The 18,277-nt window shown below is 52.0% G+C and carries 16 protein-coding genes and 4 tRNA genes; 18 read left to right on the top strand and 2 right to left on the bottom strand.

The window, feature by feature from the left end:
• Positions 1-2 precede the first annotated feature (2 nt).
• Complete coding sequence (rhlB, locus tag HV345_RS23440) at positions 3-1,271, bottom strand: ATP-dependent RNA helicase RhlB (RefSeq protein ID WP_003829013.1); 1,269 nt, start codon at positions 1,269-1,271, stop codon at positions 3-5.
• Between the two features lie 143 nt (positions 1,272-1,414).
• On the opposite strand from rhlB, the gene trxA reads away from it, so the two are divergent.
• From trxA to HV345_RS23350, 18 genes are all read left to right on the top strand, one after another.
• Positions 1,415-1,744 carry a thioredoxin TrxA gene (gene trxA, locus HV345_RS23435; protein ID WP_001280776.1) on the top strand — a complete coding sequence of 110 codons (330 nt, stop codon included), beginning with the start codon at positions 1,415-1,417 and terminating at the stop codon, positions 1,742-1,744.
• A gap of 130 nt (positions 1,745-1,874) precedes the next feature.
• The gene (locus tag HV345_RS23430) at positions 1,875-1,994 is read left to right on the top strand and encodes a rho operon leader peptide (protein ID WP_049259789.1); all 120 of its coding nucleotides are present in this window, start codon (positions 1,875-1,877) and stop codon (positions 1,992-1,994) included.
• 87 nt (positions 1,995-2,081) lie between these two features.
• A complete protein-coding gene (gene rho / locus HV345_RS23425) occupies positions 2,082-3,341 on the top strand; it encodes a transcription termination factor Rho (RefSeq protein ID WP_002437993.1) in 1,260 nt (419 codons plus the stop codon).
• A 239-nt stretch (positions 3,342-3,580) separates the two neighbouring features.
• Positions 3,581-4,684 carry a UDP-N-acetylglucosamine--undecaprenyl-phosphate N-acetylglucosaminephosphotransferase gene (wecA, locus tag HV345_RS23420; protein ID WP_016155107.1) on the top strand — a complete coding sequence of 368 codons (1,104 nt, stop codon included), beginning with the start codon at positions 3,581-3,583 and terminating at the stop codon, positions 4,682-4,684.
• A 12-nt stretch (positions 4,685-4,696) separates the two neighbouring features.
• The gene (gene wzzE, locus HV345_RS23415) at positions 4,697-5,743 is read left to right on the top strand and encodes an ECA polysaccharide chain length modulation protein (RefSeq protein ID WP_016155108.1); all 1,047 of its coding nucleotides are present in this window, start codon (positions 4,697-4,699) and stop codon (positions 5,741-5,743) included.
• 55 nt (positions 5,744-5,798) lie between these two features.
• Positions 5,799-6,929 (top strand): non-hydrolyzing UDP-N-acetylglucosamine 2-epimerase, encoded by a 1,131-nt coding sequence (gene wecB, locus HV345_RS23410; RefSeq protein WP_029139774.1) that lies wholly within the window; start codon positions 5,799-5,801, stop codon positions 6,927-6,929.
• Positions 6,926-8,188 carry a UDP-N-acetyl-D-mannosamine dehydrogenase gene (wecC, locus tag HV345_RS23405; RefSeq protein ID WP_047416514.1) on the top strand — a complete coding sequence of 421 codons (1,263 nt, stop codon included), beginning with the start codon at positions 6,926-6,928 and terminating at the stop codon, positions 8,186-8,188. Before wecB ends, wecC begins: the two co-directional genes overlap by 4 nt.
• Positions 8,185-8,862 (top strand): dTDP-4-amino-4,6-dideoxy-D-galactose acyltransferase, encoded by a 678-nt coding sequence (rffC, locus tag HV345_RS23400; RefSeq protein ID WP_181598711.1) that lies wholly within the window; start codon positions 8,185-8,187, stop codon positions 8,860-8,862. Before wecC ends, rffC begins: the two co-directional genes overlap by 4 nt.
• A gap of 4 nt (positions 8,863-8,866) precedes the next feature.
• Complete coding sequence (rffA, locus tag HV345_RS23395; protein ID WP_016155114.1) at positions 8,867-9,997, top strand: dTDP-4-amino-4,6-dideoxygalactose transaminase; 1,131 nt, start codon at positions 8,867-8,869, stop codon at positions 9,995-9,997.
• 1 nt (position 9,998) lies between these two features.
• Positions 9,999-11,249 (top strand): lipid III flippase WzxE, encoded by a 1,251-nt coding sequence (wzxE, locus tag HV345_RS23390; RefSeq protein ID WP_019078442.1) that lies wholly within the window; start codon positions 9,999-10,001, stop codon positions 11,247-11,249.
• Entirely contained in the window at positions 11,246-12,325 is a 1,080-nt protein-coding gene (locus HV345_RS23385; RefSeq protein WP_181598710.1) for a TDP-N-acetylfucosamine:lipid II N-acetylfucosaminyltransferase, read from the top strand. Before wzxE ends, HV345_RS23385 begins: the two co-directional genes overlap by 4 nt.
• Positions 12,322-13,677, top strand: a complete 1,356-nt coding sequence (wzyE, locus tag HV345_RS23380; protein ID WP_016155117.1) for an ECA oligosaccharide polymerase — start codon at positions 12,322-12,324, stop codon at positions 13,675-13,677. Before HV345_RS23385 ends, wzyE begins: the two co-directional genes overlap by 4 nt.
• A complete protein-coding gene (gene wecG / locus HV345_RS23375) occupies positions 13,677-14,417 on the top strand; it encodes a lipopolysaccharide N-acetylmannosaminouronosyltransferase (RefSeq protein ID WP_065554886.1) in 741 nt (246 codons plus the stop codon). Before wzyE ends, wecG begins: the two co-directional genes overlap by 1 nt.
• A 278-nt stretch (positions 14,418-14,695) precedes the next feature.
• Positions 14,696-16,081: an amino acid permease gene (locus HV345_RS23370; protein ID WP_181626745.1), complete on the top strand. Its 1,386-nt coding sequence runs from the start codon at positions 14,696-14,698 to the stop codon at positions 16,079-16,081.
• A gap of 102 nt (positions 16,082-16,183) precedes the next feature.
• Positions 16,184-16,260: transfer RNA gene (locus tag HV345_RS23365), tRNA-Arg, on the top strand.
• A 56-nt stretch (positions 16,261-16,316) separates the two neighbouring features.
• Positions 16,317-16,392: transfer RNA gene (locus HV345_RS23360), tRNA-His, on the top strand.
• 20 nt (positions 16,393-16,412) lie between these two features.
• Positions 16,413-16,498 (top strand) — tRNA-Leu (locus HV345_RS23355).
• A gap of 41 nt (positions 16,499-16,539) precedes the next feature.
• Positions 16,540-16,616: transfer RNA gene (locus tag HV345_RS23350), tRNA-Pro, on the top strand.
• A 459-nt stretch (positions 16,617-17,075) separates the two neighbouring features.
• On the opposite strand, the gene hemY is transcribed toward HV345_RS23350, so the two are convergent.
• Entirely contained in the window at positions 17,076-18,275 is a 1,200-nt protein-coding gene (hemY, locus tag HV345_RS23345; protein ID WP_016155120.1) for a protoheme IX biogenesis protein HemY, read from the bottom strand.
• Positions 18,276-18,277 lie beyond the last annotated feature (2 nt).

Here is an 18,277-nt window from a genome sequence, read left to right as displayed (position 1 = left end):
CGTTAACCTGAACGACGACGATTACGCGGAGCACCACCGGTACGGCGTGGGCCATTGCCTGTGCGCGGACGCGTTAAGCGTAACGGCTTCGGCAGATCGGTCATCAGCGCATCCGGGTTGTACTTGCTGACCGGGATCGAGTGACCGATATAGGTCTCGATTGCTGGTAAATTCAGCGCATATTCTTCACACGCCAGGCTGATAGAGTGACCGCTTGCTCCGGCGCGACCGGTACGACCGATACGGTGAACGTAATCTTCACAGTCATCCGGCAGGTCATAGTTAAATACGTGCGTTACGGCTGGGATATGCAGACCACGCGCGGCGACATCCGTCGCAACGAGAATGTCGAGATCGCCACGGGTGAACTCATCAAGGATACGCAGACGTTTTTTCTGCGCCACGTCACCGGTCAACAGACCGACGCGATGACCGTCAGCGGCAAGGCTACCCCAGATATCTTCACAACGATGCTTGGTGTTAGCAAAGACGATGGCGCGATCTGGCCACTCTTCTTCAATCAGCGTTTGCAGTAAACGCATTTTCTCTTCGTTGGAAGGATAGAAGAGCTCTTCTTTAATACGGTGACCTGTCTTCTGTTCCGGTTCGACTTCAACGTACTCGGCGTTATTCATCTGTTCGAACGCCAGTTCGCGAACGCGGTAAGAGAGGGTTGCAGAAAACAGCATGTTCAGACGTTGGGTGGTTGGCGGCATACGACGGAACAGCCAACGGATATCTTTGATAAAGCCCAGATCGTACATACGATCGGCTTCATCCAGCACCACGACCTGAATCGCGCCCAGGTTAATGTGGTTCTGTTTTGCATAGTCGATGAGACGACCGGTCGTGCCGATAAGAATATCGACGCCGCTTTCCAGCACTTTCAGCTGTTTGTCATAACCGTCGCCGCCATAAGCCAGGCCTAATTTCAAACCGGTGGTCTGTGCCAGCGGCTCGGCGTCAGCGTGGATCTGCACGGCTAACTCACGCGTTGGCGCCATAATTAACGCACGCGGTTGGTTCACCTTGCGATCGGCAATCGCGGGATGAGAGAGAAGATAATGAAACGTTGACGTCAGGAACGCCATCGTTTTTCCGGTACCGGTTTGCGCCTGCCCTGCAACATCACGACCTGCCAGCGTTAGCGGCAGCGCGAGGGCCTGAATGGGCGTGCAGTTATGAAAGCCTTTATTTTCAAGGGCTTCTATCACCTTTGGGTGCAGGGCGAAGTCGGAAAACTTCTGTTCTGTTAAATGTGTTTTGCTCATAGTGTGGTAGAATATCAGCTTACTATTGCTTTACGAAAGCGTATCCGGTGAAATAAAGTCAACCTTTAGTTGGTTAATGCTACATCAACACGTCGTTGATTAAGAGTACACCAACGCACCAGGCTTATTCCTGTGGAGTTAATATGAGCGATAAAATTATTCACCTGACTGACGACAGTTTTGACACGGATGTACTCAAAGCGGACGGAGCTATCCTCGTTGATTTCTGGGCAGAGTGGTGCGGTCCGTGCAAAATGATCGCTCCAATTCTGGATGAAATCGCTGACGAATATCAGGGCAAATTGACGGTTGCTAAACTGAACATTGACCAAAACCCAGGCACCGCGCCGAAGTATGGTATCCGTGGCATCCCGACCCTGCTGCTGTTTAAAAACGGCGAAGTTGCGGCGACTAAAGTCGGCGCACTATCCAAAGGTCAGTTGAAAGAATTCCTCGACGCTAATTTAGCGTAAGGAAGTCTCATGATCGGGCGACCATACTTCGAAATGATTCGGATGACTGGACGCCCGACTTGAGTCGTGCTAAGTTAGTGTTGACTTCGTATTAAACATACCTTATTAAGTTTGAATCTAGTTATATCCAATACTTCCCGTTGTTTCTCGCGCGAGAAGTGGACAGATTCCTGGCTTGTCACTCAATCCGTCTTGTCGTTTCAGTTCTGCGTACTTTCCTGTGACCAGACAGCGAACAGACATGAGTTGATGGCCGTAAACAGGCATGGATGACCCTGCCATACCATTCACAACATTAAGTTCGAGATTTACCCCAAGTTTAAGAACTCACACCATTATGAATCTTACCGAATTAAAGAATACGCCGGTTTCTGAGCTGATCACTCTCGGCGAAAATATGGGCCTTGAAAACCTGGCTCGTATGCGCAAGCAGGACATTATTTTTGCCATCCTGAAGCAGCACGCAAAGAGTGGCGAAGATATCTTTGGTGACGGTGTGCTGGAGATATTGCAGGATGGATTTGGTTTCCTCCGCTCTGCAGACAGCTCCTACCTCGCCGGTCCTGATGACATCTACGTTTCTCCCAGCCAAATCCGCCGTTTCAACCTCCGCACTGGTGATACCATCTCTGGTAAGATTCGCCCGCCGAAAGAAGGTGAACGCTACTTTGCGCTGTTGAAAGTTAACGAAGTTAACTACGACAAACCAGAAAACGCCCGTAACAAAATCCTCTTTGAGAACTTAACACCGCTGCACGCAAACTCTCGTCTGCGTATGGAACGTGGTAACGGTTCTACTGAAGACTTAACGGCGCGTGTACTGGATCTGGCATCACCGATCGGTCGTGGCCAACGTGGTCTGATTGTTGCTCCGCCGAAAGCAGGTAAAACCATGCTGCTGCAGAACATCGCGCAGAGCATTGCTTACAACCATCCGGACTGCGTGCTGATGGTGCTGCTGATTGACGAACGTCCGGAAGAAGTTACCGAGATGCAGCGTCTGGTGAAAGGTGAAGTGGTTGCGTCTACCTTTGACGAACCAGCCTCCCGCCACGTTCAGGTTGCGGAAATGGTTATCGAGAAGGCGAAACGTCTGGTTGAACACAAGAAAGACGTTATCATTCTGCTCGATTCCATCACCCGTCTGGCGCGTGCTTACAACACCGTGGTTCCGGCTTCCGGTAAAGTTTTGACCGGTGGTGTTGATGCCAACGCCTTGCATCGTCCGAAGCGTTTCTTCGGTGCGGCGCGTAACGTGGAAGAGGGCGGTAGCCTGACCATCATCGCGACTGCGCTGATCGATACCGGCTCTAAAATGGATGAAGTTATCTACGAAGAGTTTAAAGGTACCGGCAACATGGAACTGCATCTCTCTCGTAAGATTGCTGAAAAACGCGTCTTCCCGGCTATCGACTACAACCGTTCCGGTACCCGTAAAGAAGAGCTGCTCACCACTCAGGAAGAGCTGCAGAAAATGTGGATCCTGCGCAAAATCATCCATCCGATGGGTGAAATTGATGCCATGGAATTCCTCATTAACAAGCTGGCGATGACCAAGACTAACGACGACTTCTTCGATATGATGAAGCGTTCGTAATTCAGGTCTCATCCGAAAACGCCACGTTTTTACGTGGCGTTTTGCTTTTGTGGCTGTAATCTTAACGACACAATAACGATAATACGGTATGAAGTACCAACAAGTAGAAAAAGATTCGTAATCTGTTTCTTGTGGTTGATAATTATACAAAACCATTGGGTATGAAGTCGGGTTTCCCTTCTGAATATAGGTCTTCGTGGTTATACTTCTGCTATTAATATTCTCTGAGAGCATGCATTGTGAATTTACTGACAGTAAGCACTGATCTCATCAGTATTTTCTTATTCACAACACTGTTTCTTTTCTTTGCCCGCAAGGTCGCAAAAAAGATTGGTTTAGTGGATAAACCCAACTTCCGTAAACGGCATCAGGGATTGATTCCGTTGGTTGGAGGGATTTCGGCTTACGCAGGTGTATGTTTTACGTTTGCCATTGCTGACTACTACATCCCGCATGCTTCTCTCTTTCTGGCCTGTGCTGGTGTATTAGTTTTGGTCGGCGCGTTAGACGATCGCTTTGATATCAGTGTAAAAATCCGTGCGATTATCCAGGCCGCGATCGGCATTATTATGATGTCGGTTGGCAAACTCTATCTTCTTAGCCTTGGGTATATTTTTGGCCCCTGGGAGATGGTGCTCGGTCCGTTCGGCTATTTACTCACCCTGTTTGCCGTCTGGGCGGCAATAAACGCCTTCAATATGGTGGATGGGATTGATGGTCTGCTAGGTGGGTTGTCCAGCGTTTCATTTGCGGCGATGGGATTCATTTTGTGGTTTGATGGTCAGACGAGTCTGGCTATCTGGTGTTTTGCCATGATCGCCGCCATTCTGCCTTATATCCTGCTAAATCTGGGCATCCTTGGACGTCGCTATAAAGTTTTTATGGGTGACGCGGGCAGTACACTGATTGGCTTCACCATTATTTGGATCCTGCTGGAGACTACGCAGGGCAAAACTCACCCCATTAGCCCGGTAACTGCACTGTGGATTATTGCCATTCCATTGATGGATATGGTGGCAATCATGTACCGACGTTTGCGAAAAGGCATGAGCCCTTTCTCCGCGGATCGTCAACACATACATCATTTGGTGATGCGGGCAGGGTTTACTTCCCGACAAGCATTTGTTCTGATTACGCTGGCTGCGGCGGTACTGGCGTCTATCGGCGTGTTGGCTGAATATTTTCGCTTAGTCCCTGAATGGGCCATGTTGTTGCTTTTTTTACTGGCCTTTGGCCTCTACGGTTACTGTATCAAGCGTGCCTGGAAGGTAGCGAGATTTATCAAGCGAGTGAAGCGCAGATTGCGAAGAATTCGTGAAGGCAAACCAAACTTAACCAAGTAAATTGAGGATGCGATGAGACAACCATTACCGGGGGAAGACGCCGTGAGCGCTGAAAATGAACTGGATATCCGTGGGTTGTTTCGTACCTTGTGGTCAGGGAAGGTGTGGATCGTCGGTATGGCTCTCGCCTTCGCGATAGCGGCCCTCGCCTATACGTTTTTTGCGCGTCAGGAGTGGAGCGCCACGGCGATTACTGACAGGCCAACGGTCAATATGTTGGGTGGCTTTTACTCTCAACAACAGTTTTTACGCAACCTGGATATTAAGGCCAGTCTTGCGTCCACGGACCAACCGTCAGTAATGGATGAGGCCTATAAAGAATTCATTATGCAGCTTGCCTCCTGGGATACACGCCGAGAATTCTGGCAGCAGACTGATTACTATAAGCAGCGTATGGTCGGTAATAGTAAAGCCGATGCGGCGATGCTGGATGAACTGATCAATAACATTCAGTTTTTACCTGGCGATGCGCTACGTAATACCAATGACAGCGTGAAGCTGATTGCCGAGACGGCTCCTGATGCCAACAATTTGCTGCGCCAGTACGTCGCGTTTGCCAGCCAACGCGCGGCACGTCATCTGAATGATGAGTTAAAAGGCGCATGGGCCGCACGCACTGTGCAGATGAAAGCGCAGGTCAAACGTCAGGAAGAAGTGGCAAAATCCATTTTCTCTCGCCGCGTCCACAGCATTGAACAAGCGCTTAAAATTGCTGAGCAGCATAATATTTCGCGTACTTCCACAGATGTTCCAGCTGATGAATTACCGGATTCAGAATTGTTCTTACTCGGACGTCCTATGTTGCAGGCGCGACTTGAGAATCTGCAGTCAATTGGTCCGGATTTCGATCTGGACTATTTCCAGAACAGGGCAATGCTGAACACCCTGAACGTTGGACCAACTTTAGATCCGCGTTTTCAGACCTATCGTTATTTGAGAACGCCGGAAGAGCCGGTAAAACGTGACAGCCCTCGTCGCGCCTTCCTGATGATTATGTGGGGTATCGTTGGGGCTCTGATCGGTGCTGGTGTCGCGTTAACCCGTCGCCGTACGATTTAGCAATGCCGTTGCAGTGAGGGGCTGGGCCCTCACTGCCAATCCGAAGAGAATCGATGTGAAAGTACTGACTGTATTTGGTACGCGACCGGAGGCCATTAAGATGGCTCCTCTGGTTCATGCGCTGGAAAAAGATCCTGATTTTGAGGCGAAAGTTTGCGTTACGGCGCAGCATCGGGAGATGCTCGATCAGGTGTTGAATCTTTTTTCCATTGTACCTGACTACGATCTCAATATTATGCAGCCAGGTCAGGGACTAACAGAAATAACCTGCCGCATCCTGGAAGGGTTAAAGCCTATTTTGGCTGAATTCAAGCCTGATGTGGTGTTGGTTCATGGTGATACCACAACCACGATTGCTACCAGTCTGGCCGCATTCTATCAGCGCATCCCGGTGGGGCATGTAGAGGCTGGTTTACGTACAGGCGATCTCTATTCACCATGGCCGGAAGAGGCTAATCGTACGCTGACCGGGCGTCTGGCAATGTATCATTTTGCCCCAACAGAAAACTCGCGGCAAAATCTGTTACGAGAAGCTATCCCTGATGATCGTATTTTCGTCACGGGTAATACGGTTATTGACGCGTTGATCTGGGTTCGGGATCGCGTACTGGGAAATGAGACGCTGCGTGCGGATCTAGCCGAACGTTATCCTTTCCTGGATGCTGATAAAAAGATGATCCTGGTGACCGGTCATCGTCGGGAAAGCTTCGGTCGCGGTTTTGAGCAAATCTGTCATGCCCTGGCGGAAATAGCCGCGTCTAACCAAAATGTGCAGATTGTCTATCCGGTACACCTGAACCCTAACGTCAGTGAGCCGGTCAATCGCATCCTGGGTCACGTTGAAAACGTGGTGTTGATTGAACCGCAGGACTACCTGCCATTCGTATGGCTGATGAATCACGCCTGGTTGATCCTTACTGATTCCGGCGGGATTCAGGAAGAAGCGCCGTCTCTGGGGAAACCTGTGCTGGTGATGCGTGAAACAACGGAGCGCCCGGAAGCTATTACCGCAGGGACTGTACGTCTGGTAGGTACAGACCCACAGCGGATTGTTGAAGAAGTCACGCGTTTGCTGCATGACGACAATGAATATCAGATCATGAGCCGCGCCCATAATCCGTATGGAGACGGGCTGGCATGTGACCGCATTTTAGATGCATTAAAAAATAATCGGATATCGCTATGAGTTTTACGACCATTTCTGTCATTGGGCTGGGTTATATCGGACTGCCAACGGCGGCTGCCTTTGCTTCCCGTCAAAAACACGTAATTGGCGTAGATATAAATCAACATGCGGTGGATACCATTAATCGCGGTGAAATTCACATCGTTGAGCCCGATCTGGGGGCGGTGGTGAAAACGGCGGTCGAAAATGGGTTTTTACGTGCGAGCGCGACACCCGTAGATGCTGATGCGTATCTGATTGCGGTGCCTACCCCGTTCAAGGGAGATCATGAACCCGATATGGTCTACGTAGAAGCCGCGGCGAAATCTATTGCGCCAGTTTTGAAAAAAGGCGCATTGGTGATTCTGGAATCCACTTCACCTGTCGGGGCAACTGAACAGATGGCCGCATGGCTTGCAGAAATGCGGGCTGACCTGACTTTCCCGCAGCAGGTCGGTGAACAGGCGGACGTTAACATTGCTTATTGCCCAGAGCGCGTACTGCCGGGTCAGGTAATGGTCGAACTGATTAAAAACGATCGGGTGATTGGAGGAATGACCTCCGTCTGTTCCGCGCGCGCCAGCGAGCTGTACAACATCTTTCTCGAAGGCGAATGTGTGGTAACCAACGCCCGCACCGCAGAAATGTGTAAGCTGACGGAAAATAGCTTTCGCGATGTCAATATCGCCTTCGCCAACGAACTGTCGCTGATTTGCGCCGATCAGGGGATCAACGTCTGGGAACTGATTCGCCTGGCAAACCGCCATCCACGCGTGAATATTTTGCAGCCCGGCCCTGGCGTAGGTGGACACTGTATCGCGGTCGATCCGTGGTTTATCGTGGCGCAGAACCCACAGCAGGCGAAATTGATCCGTACTGCACGTGAGGTAAACGATGGTAAACCGCATTGGGTGGTCGATCGGGTGAAGGCTGCCGTAGCCGACTGTCTGGCGGATACCAACAAACGGGCTAGCGAAGTAAAAATTGCCTGTTTTGGTCTGGCATTCAAACCCAATATTGACGATTTGCGTGAAAGCCCGGCGATGGGAATTGCGCAGAATATTGCGCAATGGCACAAAGGCGAAGTGCTGGTGGTGGAACCGAACATCCATCAACTGCCGAAAAAACTGGATGGTCTTTGCCAACTGGCGACGCTGGACGATGCTCTGGCACGTGCTGATGTGTTGGTCATGTTGGTTGACCATAATGAATTTAAAGCCATCAAAGGCGATGCGGTTCAACAGCAGTACATCGTTGATACCAAAGGGGTCTGGCGGTGAAAATCCGCGCCAGTATTGAGCCGCTTAGCTGGGAAAATACGTTCTTTGGCGTGAATAGCGCCATTGTCCGTTTTGACCAACGCGCGCCGGTTCTAACCGCAGATGCGTTGCTGCCCTGGTCGCGTGTACAAGCAAAAATACTTGCCGCAAATAGCCATGAATTAGATGCTCTGCAGCATTTGGGGTTCTCACTGGTAGAAGGTGAAGTCGATTTTGTACTGCCGGTAACGTGTGCCAGCGGCGACCCCGGTGCGCAGGTCGCGCAAACTACGGATATCCCGGTATTACGCCATCTGGCAGGACAGGCATTTGCGCAAAGCCGTTTTCGCGCCCCGTGGTATGCCGAAGATGCCAGCGCGCGTTTCTACGCACAGTGGATTGAAAACGCGGTGCTGGGGACGTTTGATCATCAATGCCTCATTTTTCGTAAACCGACTGGTGAGATTCGTGGCTATGTCTCGCTGCGTGAACTGAATGCGACCGAGGCGAGAATTGGCCTGCTGGCCGGGCGTGGTGCGGGTGCAGAACTGATGCAGGCCGCGCTTTGTTGGGCACAGGCCCGCGGTAAAACAACATTGCGCGTGGCGACCCAAATGGGCAACACCGCCGCGCTTAAACGTTATATACACAGTGGTGCGAATGTGGAAAGCACCGCGTATTGGTTATACAGGTGACACGATGATTCCATTTAATGCACCGCCGGTGGTGGGAACTGAACTCGATTACATGCAGTCTGCGATGAATAGCGGCAAACTGTGTGGTGACGGTGGCTTTACCCGTCGCTGTCAGCAGTGGCTGGAGCAGCATTTTGGCAGCGAGAAAGTGCTGCTGACGCCTTCCTGCACCGCATCGCTTGAGATGGCGGCATTGTTGCTGGACATCCAGCCTGGCGATGAAGTCATTATGCCGAGCTACACGTTTGTCTCGACGGCCAATGCCTTCGTGTTGCGCGGCGCGAAAATCGTCTTTGTTGATATTCGCCCGGATACCATGAACATTGACGAAACGCTGATTGAAGCGGCGATCACCGATAAAACCCGCGCTATTGTGCCGGTACATTACGCGGGCGTGGCCTGCGAAATGGATACCATCATGGGGCTGGCCACTAAACATAACCTGTATGTGGTGGAAGATGCCGCCCAGGGCGTCATGTCGACCTACAAGGGGCGTGCGCTGGGTACGATTGGTCACATCGGCTGCTTTAGCTTCCATGAGACCAAAAACTATACCGCAGGCGGGGAAGGTGGAGCGACGCTGATTAATGATAAAAAATTAGTCGAGCGTGCAGAGATCATCCGTGAAAAAGGGACGAACCGTAGTCAGTTTTTCCGCGGCCAGGTAGACAAGTATACCTGGCGTGATATCGGTTCCAGCTATTTGATGTCCGATCTGCAGGCGGCTTATCTGTGGGCGCAGTTGGAAGCGGCTGATCGTATTAACCAGCAGCGTCTGGCGCTGTGGCAAAAGTATTACGATGCCCTGGAACCGCTGGCGCGTGCCGGGCGTATTGAGCTGCCTTCGATACCGGAGGGTTGCGTACAGAATGCCCATATGTTTTACATCAAACTGCGTGATATCGACGATCGCACGGCGTTGATTAACTTCCTGAAAGAAGCTGAAATTATGGCGGTGTTCCACTATATCCCGCTGCATGATTGCCCGGCTGGCGATAAATTCGGCGTGTTTGCCGGTGTTGATCGTTACACCACCAAAGAGAGCGAACGCCTGCTGCGTTTACCGCTGTTCTACAATCTGTCGCCGGTGAACCAGCGAACAGTCATTACGACCTTACTCAACTACTTCGCCTGATATGTCGCTTGCAAAAGCGTCCTTATGGACGGCGGCCAGTACGCTGGTAAAAATTGGTGCAGGTTTGCTGGTTGTGAAGTTGCTGGCGGTGTCGTTTGGACCGGCAGGCGTGGGGCAGGCGGGTAACTTCCGCCAGATGGTCACCGTGCTTGGCGTGTTGGCGGGGGCCGGCATTTTCAATGGCGTCACGAAATACGTTGCGCAGCATCATGACGATCCGGCCCGGCTCCGTAAGGTGGTCGGTACATCTTCCGCGATGGTGCTGGGATTCTCTACGCTGATGGCGGTGATTTTTTTGCTGGCGGCCGCACCTATCAGTCAGGGATTATTTGGTCATACTCATTATCAGGGGCTGGTTCGACTGGTTGCGCTGGTGCAGATGGGCATTGCCTGGGCGAACCTGCTGCTGGCGCTGATGAAGGGCTTCCGCGATGCGGCGGGTAACGCGCTGTCGTTGATTGTGGGGAGCCTGGTGGGTGTAGCGGCTTATTATGGCTGTTATCGCCTGGGAGGGTATGAAGGCGCCTTGCTGGGCCTGGCGCTGGTACCTGCGCTGGTCGTTATCCCTGCCGCTATAATGCTGATTAAGCGTGGGACTATCCCCCTGCATTACCTGAAACCCTCGTGGGATAACGGTCTGGCAGGGCAGTTAAGCAAGTTTACGCTGATGGCGCTGATTACCTCCGTAACGCTGCCAGTGGCATACGTGATGATGCGAAACCTGTTGGCGGCGCAGTACAGCTGGGATGATGTGGGGATCTGGCAGGGGGTGAGCAGTATCTCCGATGCTTATCTGCAATTCATCACCGCCTCATTCAGCGTTTACTTGCTGCCGACGTTGTCGCGTTTGACTGAAAAGCGCGACATCACACGCGAAGTGATCAAGTCGTTGAAATTCGTGCTGCCGGCGGTTGCTGCCGCAAGCTTTACCGTCTGGCTACTGCGCGATTTTGCTATCTGGCTGCTTTTCTCCGCTAAATTCACCGCCATGCGCGACCTGTTCGCCTGGCAACTGGTCGGTGATGTGCTGAAAGTCGGCGCCTATGTTTTCGGTTATCTGGTGATCGCGAAAGCGTCGCTGCGGTTTTATATCTTGGCAGAAATTAGCCAGTTCATGTTATTGACGGCGTTTGCACATTGGCTGATCCCTGCACATGGTGCGCTGGGCGCGGCACAGGCTTACATGGCAACGTACATTGTCTATTTCTCTCTTTGTTGTGGCGTGTTTTTACTCTGGCGTAGGCGGGTATGACTGTACTGATTCACGTTCTGGGATCGGATATCCCTCACCATAACCAAACCGTGCTGCGGTTTTTCAACGACTCGCTGGCCGCGATGAGCGAGCACGCGCGCACGTTTATGGTTGCAGGTCAGGATGCCGGATTCAGAGAGAACTGCCCGGCGTTATCGCTAAGCTTCTATGGTGGGAAAAAGGCGCTGGCTGAAGCGGTTATCGCGAAAGCAAAAGCGGATCGCCAACAGCGTTTTTTCTTCCACGGTCAGTTCAACACCAGCCTGTGGTTAGCGCTGCTGAGCGGGGGAATTAAACCGGAGCAGTTTTACTGGCATATCTGGGGCGCGGATTTATATGAAGTCTCCAGTGGACTGAAATTTCGCCTGTTTTACCCCATTCGCCGTATGGCGCAGAACCGCGTGGGCTGCGTATTTGCCACGCGGGGTGATTTGAGCTATTTCGCCGAACAGCATCCGCGCGTGCGTGGCGAGTTGCTCTATTTCCCAACGCGGATGGATCCCTCGCTCAATAATATGAGCAACGCGTGTCAGCGCAGCGGCAAGATGACGGTGCTGGTTGGCAACTCTGGCGATCGCAGCAATGAGCATATTGCCGCGCTACGCGCCGTCCATCAGCAGTTCGGCGACACGGTGAATGTGATTGTACCGATGGGGTACCCCGCCAATAATGCGGCTTATATCGACGAGGTTCGTCAGGCCGGCCTGGCATTGTTTAGCGCTGAGAATCTGCAAATTTTAAGTGAAAAGCTGGAATTTGATGCCTATCTGACATTATTACGTCAGTGTGATTTGGGTTACTTTATTTTTGCCCGTCAGCAGGGGATCGGTACCCTGTGTTTACTGATTCAGGCCGGTATCCCGTGCGTGCTCAACCGTGAAAATCCCTTCTGGCAGGATATGGTGGAACAGAATCTCCCGGTGTTATTTACCACTGATGAGCTCAATGAAGGCGTCGTACGCGAAGCGCAGCGCCAGTTGGCATCGGTAGATAAAAATTCAATCACCTTCTTTAGCCCGAATTATCTGCAGCCGTGGCACAACGCGTTGCGTATTGCTTCAGGAGAAACCGTATGAGCCTGATGCAATTTAGCGGTCTGCTGGTGGTATGGCTGCTCTCCACCTTGTTTATCGCCACGCTGACCTGGTTTGAATTCCGCCGCGTGCGTTTTAACTTCAATGTTTTCTTCTCACTGCTGTTTTTGCTGACGTTCTTCTTCGGGTTCCCGTTGACCAGCATACTGGTGTTCCGTTTTGATGTGGCAGTTGCTCCGCCGGAGATCCTGCTGCAGGCCTTGCTGTCAGCCGCCTGTTTCTATGCCGTCTACTACGTGACGTATAAAACACGCCTTCGCAAGCGAGTCGAGGATAAGCCACGCAGGCCGCTATTTACCATCAATCGCGTTGAAGCGCATTTGACCTGGGTTATCCTGATGGCGATTGCATTGGTGAGCGTGGGCGTCTTCTTTATGCACAACGGATTCCTGCTGTTCAGACTGCAATCCTACAGCCAAATTTTTTCCAGTGAAGTCTCTGGCGTCGCTCTGAAGCGTTTCTTCTACTTCTTCATTCCGGCAATGCTGGTGGTCTATTTCCTGCGTCAGGACAGCAAAGCGTGGTTATTCTTCCTGGTGAGTACCGTCGCGTTTGGTTTGCTGACCTATATGATTGTTGGCGGGACGCGCGCCAATATCATCATTGCGTTTGCCATCTTCTTGTTTATCGGCATCATTCGCGGCTGGATTTCGCTGTGGATGCTAGCCGCCGCGGGCGTGCTGGGTATCGTCGGGATGTTCTGGCTGGCGCTGAAGCGCTATGGGATGAACGTTAGCGGCGACGAGGCGTTCTATACCTTCCTGTACCTCACGCGCGACACCTTCTCGCCGTGGGAGAATCTGGCGCTGTTGCTGCAAAATTACCACAATATTGAGTTTCAGGGGCTGGCGCCGATTGTCCGTGACTTCTACGTCTTTATCCCTTCCTGGCTTTGGCCTGGGCGGCCGAGTATTGTCCTCAACTCAGCGAACTACTTTACCTGGGAAGTGTTGAACAACCACTCAGGTCTGGCGATTTCGCCGACGTTAATTGGTTCACTGGTGGTGATGGGCGGGGCGCTGTTTATCCCGTTAGGCGCGATTGTCGTTGGACTCATCATCAAGTGGTTTGACTGGCTGTATGAGTTAGGCAACCGCGAAACCAATCGCTACAAGGCGGCGATTCTGCACAGTTTCTGTTTTGGCGCTATTTTCAATATGATCGTGTTGGCACGTGAAGGGCTGGATTCGTTTGTCTCGCGAGTGGTCTTTTTCCTCGTGATTTTCGGCGTTTGTCTGCTGGTGGCAAAACTGCTGTTTTGGCTATTCGATAGTGCGGGACTCATCCATAAACGAATCAAATCGCTGCCCCGGACACAGATTGAAGGATCGTAATGACAGATAACACAACTGCGCCACTCTACTCGCTGCGCGGGCTACAATTGATTGGCTGGCGCGATATGCAGCATGCGCTAAATTACCTGTTTGCCGAGGGGCATCTCAGGCCTGGAACACTGGTGGCAATCAACGCCGAGAAGATGCTGACGGCAGAAGATAACCCTGAAGTGCGGGATCTGATCAACGCCGCTGAGTTCAAATATGCGGATGGGATTAGCGTGGTGCGCTCAGTGCGCAAAAAATTCCCGCAGGCGCAGGTTTCACGCGTGGCAGGGGCTGATCTTTGGGAAGCGCTTATGGCGCGAGCCGGGCAGGAAGGAACGCCTGTCTTCCTGATTGGTGGCAAGCCTGAAGTTCTGGCGCAAACGGAAGCCAAACTGCGTGCCCAGTGGCGCGTGAACATTGTAGGCAGTCAGGACGGTTATTTTACCCCGGACCAGCGCCAGGCGTTGTTTGAACGTATCCACGCCAGCGGTGCGCAGATTGTGACGGTGGCGATGGGCTCGCCGAAACAAGAGATCTTTATGCGTGACTGCCGGAAGATTCACCCTGAAGCGCTGTATATGGGCGTCGGTGGGACCTACGACGTCTTTACCGGTCACGTTAAGCGTGCGCCGCGAATCTGGCAGAGTCTGGGGCTGGAGTGGCTGTATCGCTTATTGTCGCAGCCAAGCCGTATCACTCGTCAACTTCGCTTATTACGCTATCTCCGCTGGCACTATACCGGCAATCTCTGACGCCCTCCCTCCTTTGATAAGTAGCGTGATCTGCTAATTACGCTACTTATTCACAACATAATCGCTGCTTTCTCGCACAATCTATTTATTTTTTGAATGCTTTAATTGCCATTTAAGCGATTTTAGGAAACCATTCGCAACAATCATTGCAGTGCCGTGGTGTTTTTGACGCCAACCGTTAAGCGGTCGGTGCCGTATGGCCTGTTATGGCATAACAAGATGTACCCATAACGAGAACCGGTAATACCGGACAGTATGCAAACACAACAAGAGGATTTATGGCCGAGAACAAACCTGAGCTACAGCGTGGGCTGGAGGCTCGTCACATCGAATTAATTGCCCTTGGGGGGACAATTGGCGTCGGGCTATTTATGGGGGCCGCCAGTACCCTGAAATGGGCGGGACCTTCGGTTCTGCTGGCATACATTGTCGCCGGGCTGTTCGTCTTTTTCATTATGCGTTCTATGGGTGAGATGTTATTCCTCGAGCCGGTTGCCGGTTCATTTGCTGTTTACGCCCATCGTTATATGAGCCCCTTCTTTGGTTATCTCACTGCCTGGTCATACTGGTTTATGTGGATGGCGGTGGGGATATCAGAGATTACCGCCATCGGGGTGTACGTCCAGTTCTGGTTCCCGGAAATGGCACAATGGATACCCGCACTGATAGCTGTCGGACTGGTTGCGCTGGCAAATCTCGCCGCGGTTCGCCTGTATGGTGAAATTGAGTTCTGGTTTGCCATGATTAAAGTGACCACCATCATTGTGATGATCGTCATTGGATTAGGGGTGATTTTCTTCGGTTTTGGCAATGGCGGTCAGGCGATCGGCTTTGGCAACCTGACCGAGCACGGCGGCTTCTTTGCTGGTGGTTGGAAGGGCTTCCTGACGGCATTGTGTATTGTCGTGGCTTCTTACCAGGGCGTGGAGCTGATCGGCATTACTGCGGGTGAAGCGAAGAATCCGCAGGTCACGCTGCGTAGTGCAGTAGGGAAAGTGCTGTGGCGTATTCTGATTTTCTACGTTGGTGCGATTTTTGTTATCGTCACTATTTTCCCGTGGAATGAGATTGGCAGTAACGGTAGCCCGTTTGTTCTCACCTTTGCCAAGATTGGTATTACCGCCGCGGCAGGGATTATTAACTTTGTGGTCCTGACGGCGGCGCTGTCGGGCTGTAACAGTGGGATGTACAGCTGTGGGCGTATGCTTTACGCGCTGGCAAAGAATCGCCAGCTACCTGCTGCCGTTGGAAAAGTTTCGCGCCAGGGCGTGCCGGTTGCCGGCGTGGCTATTTCTATCGCGATCCTGCTGGTTGGTTCGTGCCTGAACTACGTCATTCCCAACCCGCAGCGTGTGTTCGTTTATGTCTATAGCGCCAGCGTGCTGCCGGGGATGGTGCCGTGGTTTGTGATCCTGATAAGCCAGATACGTTTCCGTCAGGCGCATAAAGCGGCGATCGCCAGTCATCCCTTCCGCTCGATTCTGTTCCCGTGGGCGAACTATTTGACGATGGCGTTCCTGATTTGCGTATTAATCGGCATGTACTTTAATGAAGATACCCGAATGTCGCTGTTTGTTGGCATTATCTTCTTACTGGCCGTGACGCTCATTTATAAGGTTTTTGGCCTGAATCGTCATGGCACAGCCCAAAAATTGCAGGAATAAGCGACAAAACGCACAAACCATGACCAAACGATAATTTATTTTAAAAAAGCACTAGACAGCAGACCGAGACCTCCGTAATATCCAGCCCCGCAACGGCGCTAAGCGCCCGTAGCTCAGCTGGATAGAGCGCTGCCCTCCGGAGGCAGAGGTCTCAGGTTCGAATCCTGTCGGGCGCACCATTTAGTAAGGTGCCGGAGCTGCGGTGGTTTTAATACCGCGTAAAAGATTTGCAGTGGTGGCTATAGCTCAGTTGGTAGAGCCCTGGATTGTGATTCCAGTTGTCGTGGGTTCGAATCCCATTAGCCACCCCATTAATTTAAAGTTGTGAAATGCGAAGGTGGCGGAATTGGTAGACGCGCTAGCTTCAGGTGTTAGTGTCCTTAGGATGTGGGGGTTCGAGTCCCCCCCCTCGCACCACGACTTAAAGAATTGAACTAAAAATTCAAAAAGCAGTAAAACGGCGAGTAGCGCAGCTTGGTAGCGCAACTGGTTTGGGACCAGTGGGTCGGAGGTTCGAATCCTCTCTCGCCGACCAATTTTGAACCCCGCTTCGGCGGGGTTTTTTGTTTTCTGATTTTCCCTTCTCAGCCTTTATTTCCCCGAATTTCCTGATGTCTTAAAAAGTCCGGTTCCATTGTTTTTGCAGTGCAATCGTGGCATGCCTTGTGCAATAATATACGGGTAGATGCTCATTCCATCTCTTATGTTCGCCATCTGGCCTCATAAACTCAGGAATGATGCAGAGCCGTTTACGGTGCTTATCGTCCACAGACAGATGTCGCTCTGGCCTCATCAAACACCATGGACATAACGTTGAGTGAAGCACCCATTTATGTTGTCATACAGACCTGTTTAACGCCTGCTCCAAAAGAGCGGGCGTTTTTTTATGCATATACACCTCATCCTTCAAGTCGCCTCGAAGCATCTCGAATGATTTGGTGTATATGAAATAACGGTAGGCCCGGTAAGCGAAGCGTCACCGGGCAAGAAGGAATTACTGCGGGGGATTGTTGTTCTGCAGCGTCAACATCAGGCCATCACGACGCATGGTGGCGGCTTCTTCCGGCTGATGCAGTCTGTCCAGCGCGTCAGCAAGCCAGGCGTAGTCATAGGCATCTGGACGCTGTTTGAGAGCGGCACGGAAGGCGAACGTGGCTTCCTGCCATTCGCCGTGCTTCATTAGCGACTGGCCCAGCGTGCTCCACAGTAATGGGCGATCGCCGACGGCTTTAATCTGCTGGCGCAACACTTTTTCTATCTGTTCCGGGTTGTTGGTTTTCAGACGCGGGATCGGCAGCACCAGGCGGTCGTCATACTGGCGTTTAAGACCATCAATGATGACCTGCTGTGCCGTATCGTGATCGTCACACTCAATCAGATGTTCAGCCATTGCTACCTGCAGGGCAACCTGGTGACGGGTTTTACGGTTCTGGTTTTTCCACCATGCACGTAGCCCCTCGCTGCCCTGATCGGCGCGAACCTGATCCATCAGACCAACCCATGCCTGCTGTTCCAGCATCGCGCGGTGCTCGTCATCACCCACGTGCGCTTTTGCCATGGATGGAATGATATCCAGTAACGAACTCCATGCACCGGTACGAATGTAGGCCTGTTCAGCCAGACGCAGCACTTCCGGATGACGTGGCGTCACTTCCAGCAGTTTATCTACGCTGTGGCGCGCGGCGTGATTTTCATTACGCGCCAGCTGCAGGCGAACGCGAGTGATTTCTACCGGGATCGTATCATTTCCGGCCAGTTCGGCAGCACGCTCAAGGTGTTGGTTGGCACGAGCTTCGTCACCGCGCTGTTGAGCAGCTTCTGCCGCCAGCAGGTAATTCACTACCGGCTGTTCTGCATGATCGGCGTTTTTCGACATCAGCTTTTCAACCTGCTGATAATCGCCTTCTGCCAGCTTGAGCAGCGCCTGCTCCGTCTGCTTACGGGCGCGACGACGCTTCCGACCGACAAACCATCCGCGGGTATGCGCGCCAGTGCGGAAAATTCGGCGCAGCAGCCATTCAATCGCAAACAGGACGACCATTGCGACGATCAGAATGATCACCAGCCCCGTCACGCTGGTTTCGATATTGTAATTATCCGTCTGGATCAGTACGTAGCCCTGATGACCGGCAATCATTGGACCGACAACGATCCCGGCGATTAACAGCACAAAGAGCAATAATACTTTTAGCATCA

It is taken from the genome of Citrobacter sp. RHBSTW-00986 (genome assembly GCF_013783065.1).
Classification (GTDB): Bacteria; Pseudomonadota; Gammaproteobacteria; order Enterobacterales; family Enterobacteriaceae; genus Citrobacter; species Citrobacter braakii.
Note: the sequence above shows the minus strand (reverse complement) of the source record. Positions and strands in the feature narration are given on the sequence as shown.

Coding starts and splice junctions, on each gene's coding strand:
- rhlB (WP_003829013.1), bottom strand. CDS start 1,271: ATGAGCAAAACACATTTAACAGAACAGAAGTTTTCCGACTTCGCCCTG.
- trxA (WP_001280776.1), top strand. CDS start 1,415: ATGAGCGATAAAATTATTCACCTGACTGACGACAGTTTTGACACGGAT.
- rho (WP_002437993.1), top strand. CDS start 2,082: ATGAATCTTACCGAATTAAAGAATACGCCGGTTTCTGAGCTGATCACT.
- wzzE (WP_016155108.1), top strand. CDS start 4,697: ATGAGACAACCATTACCGGGGGAAGACGCCGTGAGCGCTGAAAATGAA.
- wecC (WP_047416514.1), top strand. CDS start 6,926: ATGAGTTTTACGACCATTTCTGTCATTGGGCTGGGTTATATCGGACTG.
- rffA (WP_016155114.1), top strand. CDS start 8,867: ATGATTCCATTTAATGCACCGCCGGTGGTGGGAACTGAACTCGATTAC.
- wzxE (WP_019078442.1), top strand. CDS start 9,999: ATGTCGCTTGCAAAAGCGTCCTTATGGACGGCGGCCAGTACGCTGGTA.
- HV345_RS23385 (WP_181598710.1), top strand. CDS start 11,246: ATGACTGTACTGATTCACGTTCTGGGATCGGATATCCCTCACCATAAC.
- wzyE (WP_016155117.1), top strand. CDS start 12,322: ATGAGCCTGATGCAATTTAGCGGTCTGCTGGTGGTATGGCTGCTCTCC.
- wecG (WP_065554886.1), top strand. CDS start 13,677: ATGACAGATAACACAACTGCGCCACTCTACTCGCTGCGCGGGCTACAA.
- HV345_RS23370 (WP_181626745.1), top strand. CDS start 14,696: ATGGCCGAGAACAAACCTGAGCTACAGCGTGGGCTGGAGGCTCGTCAC.
- hemY (WP_016155120.1), bottom strand. CDS start 18,275: ATGCTAAAAGTATTATTGCTCTTTGTGCTGTTAATCGCCGGGATCGTT.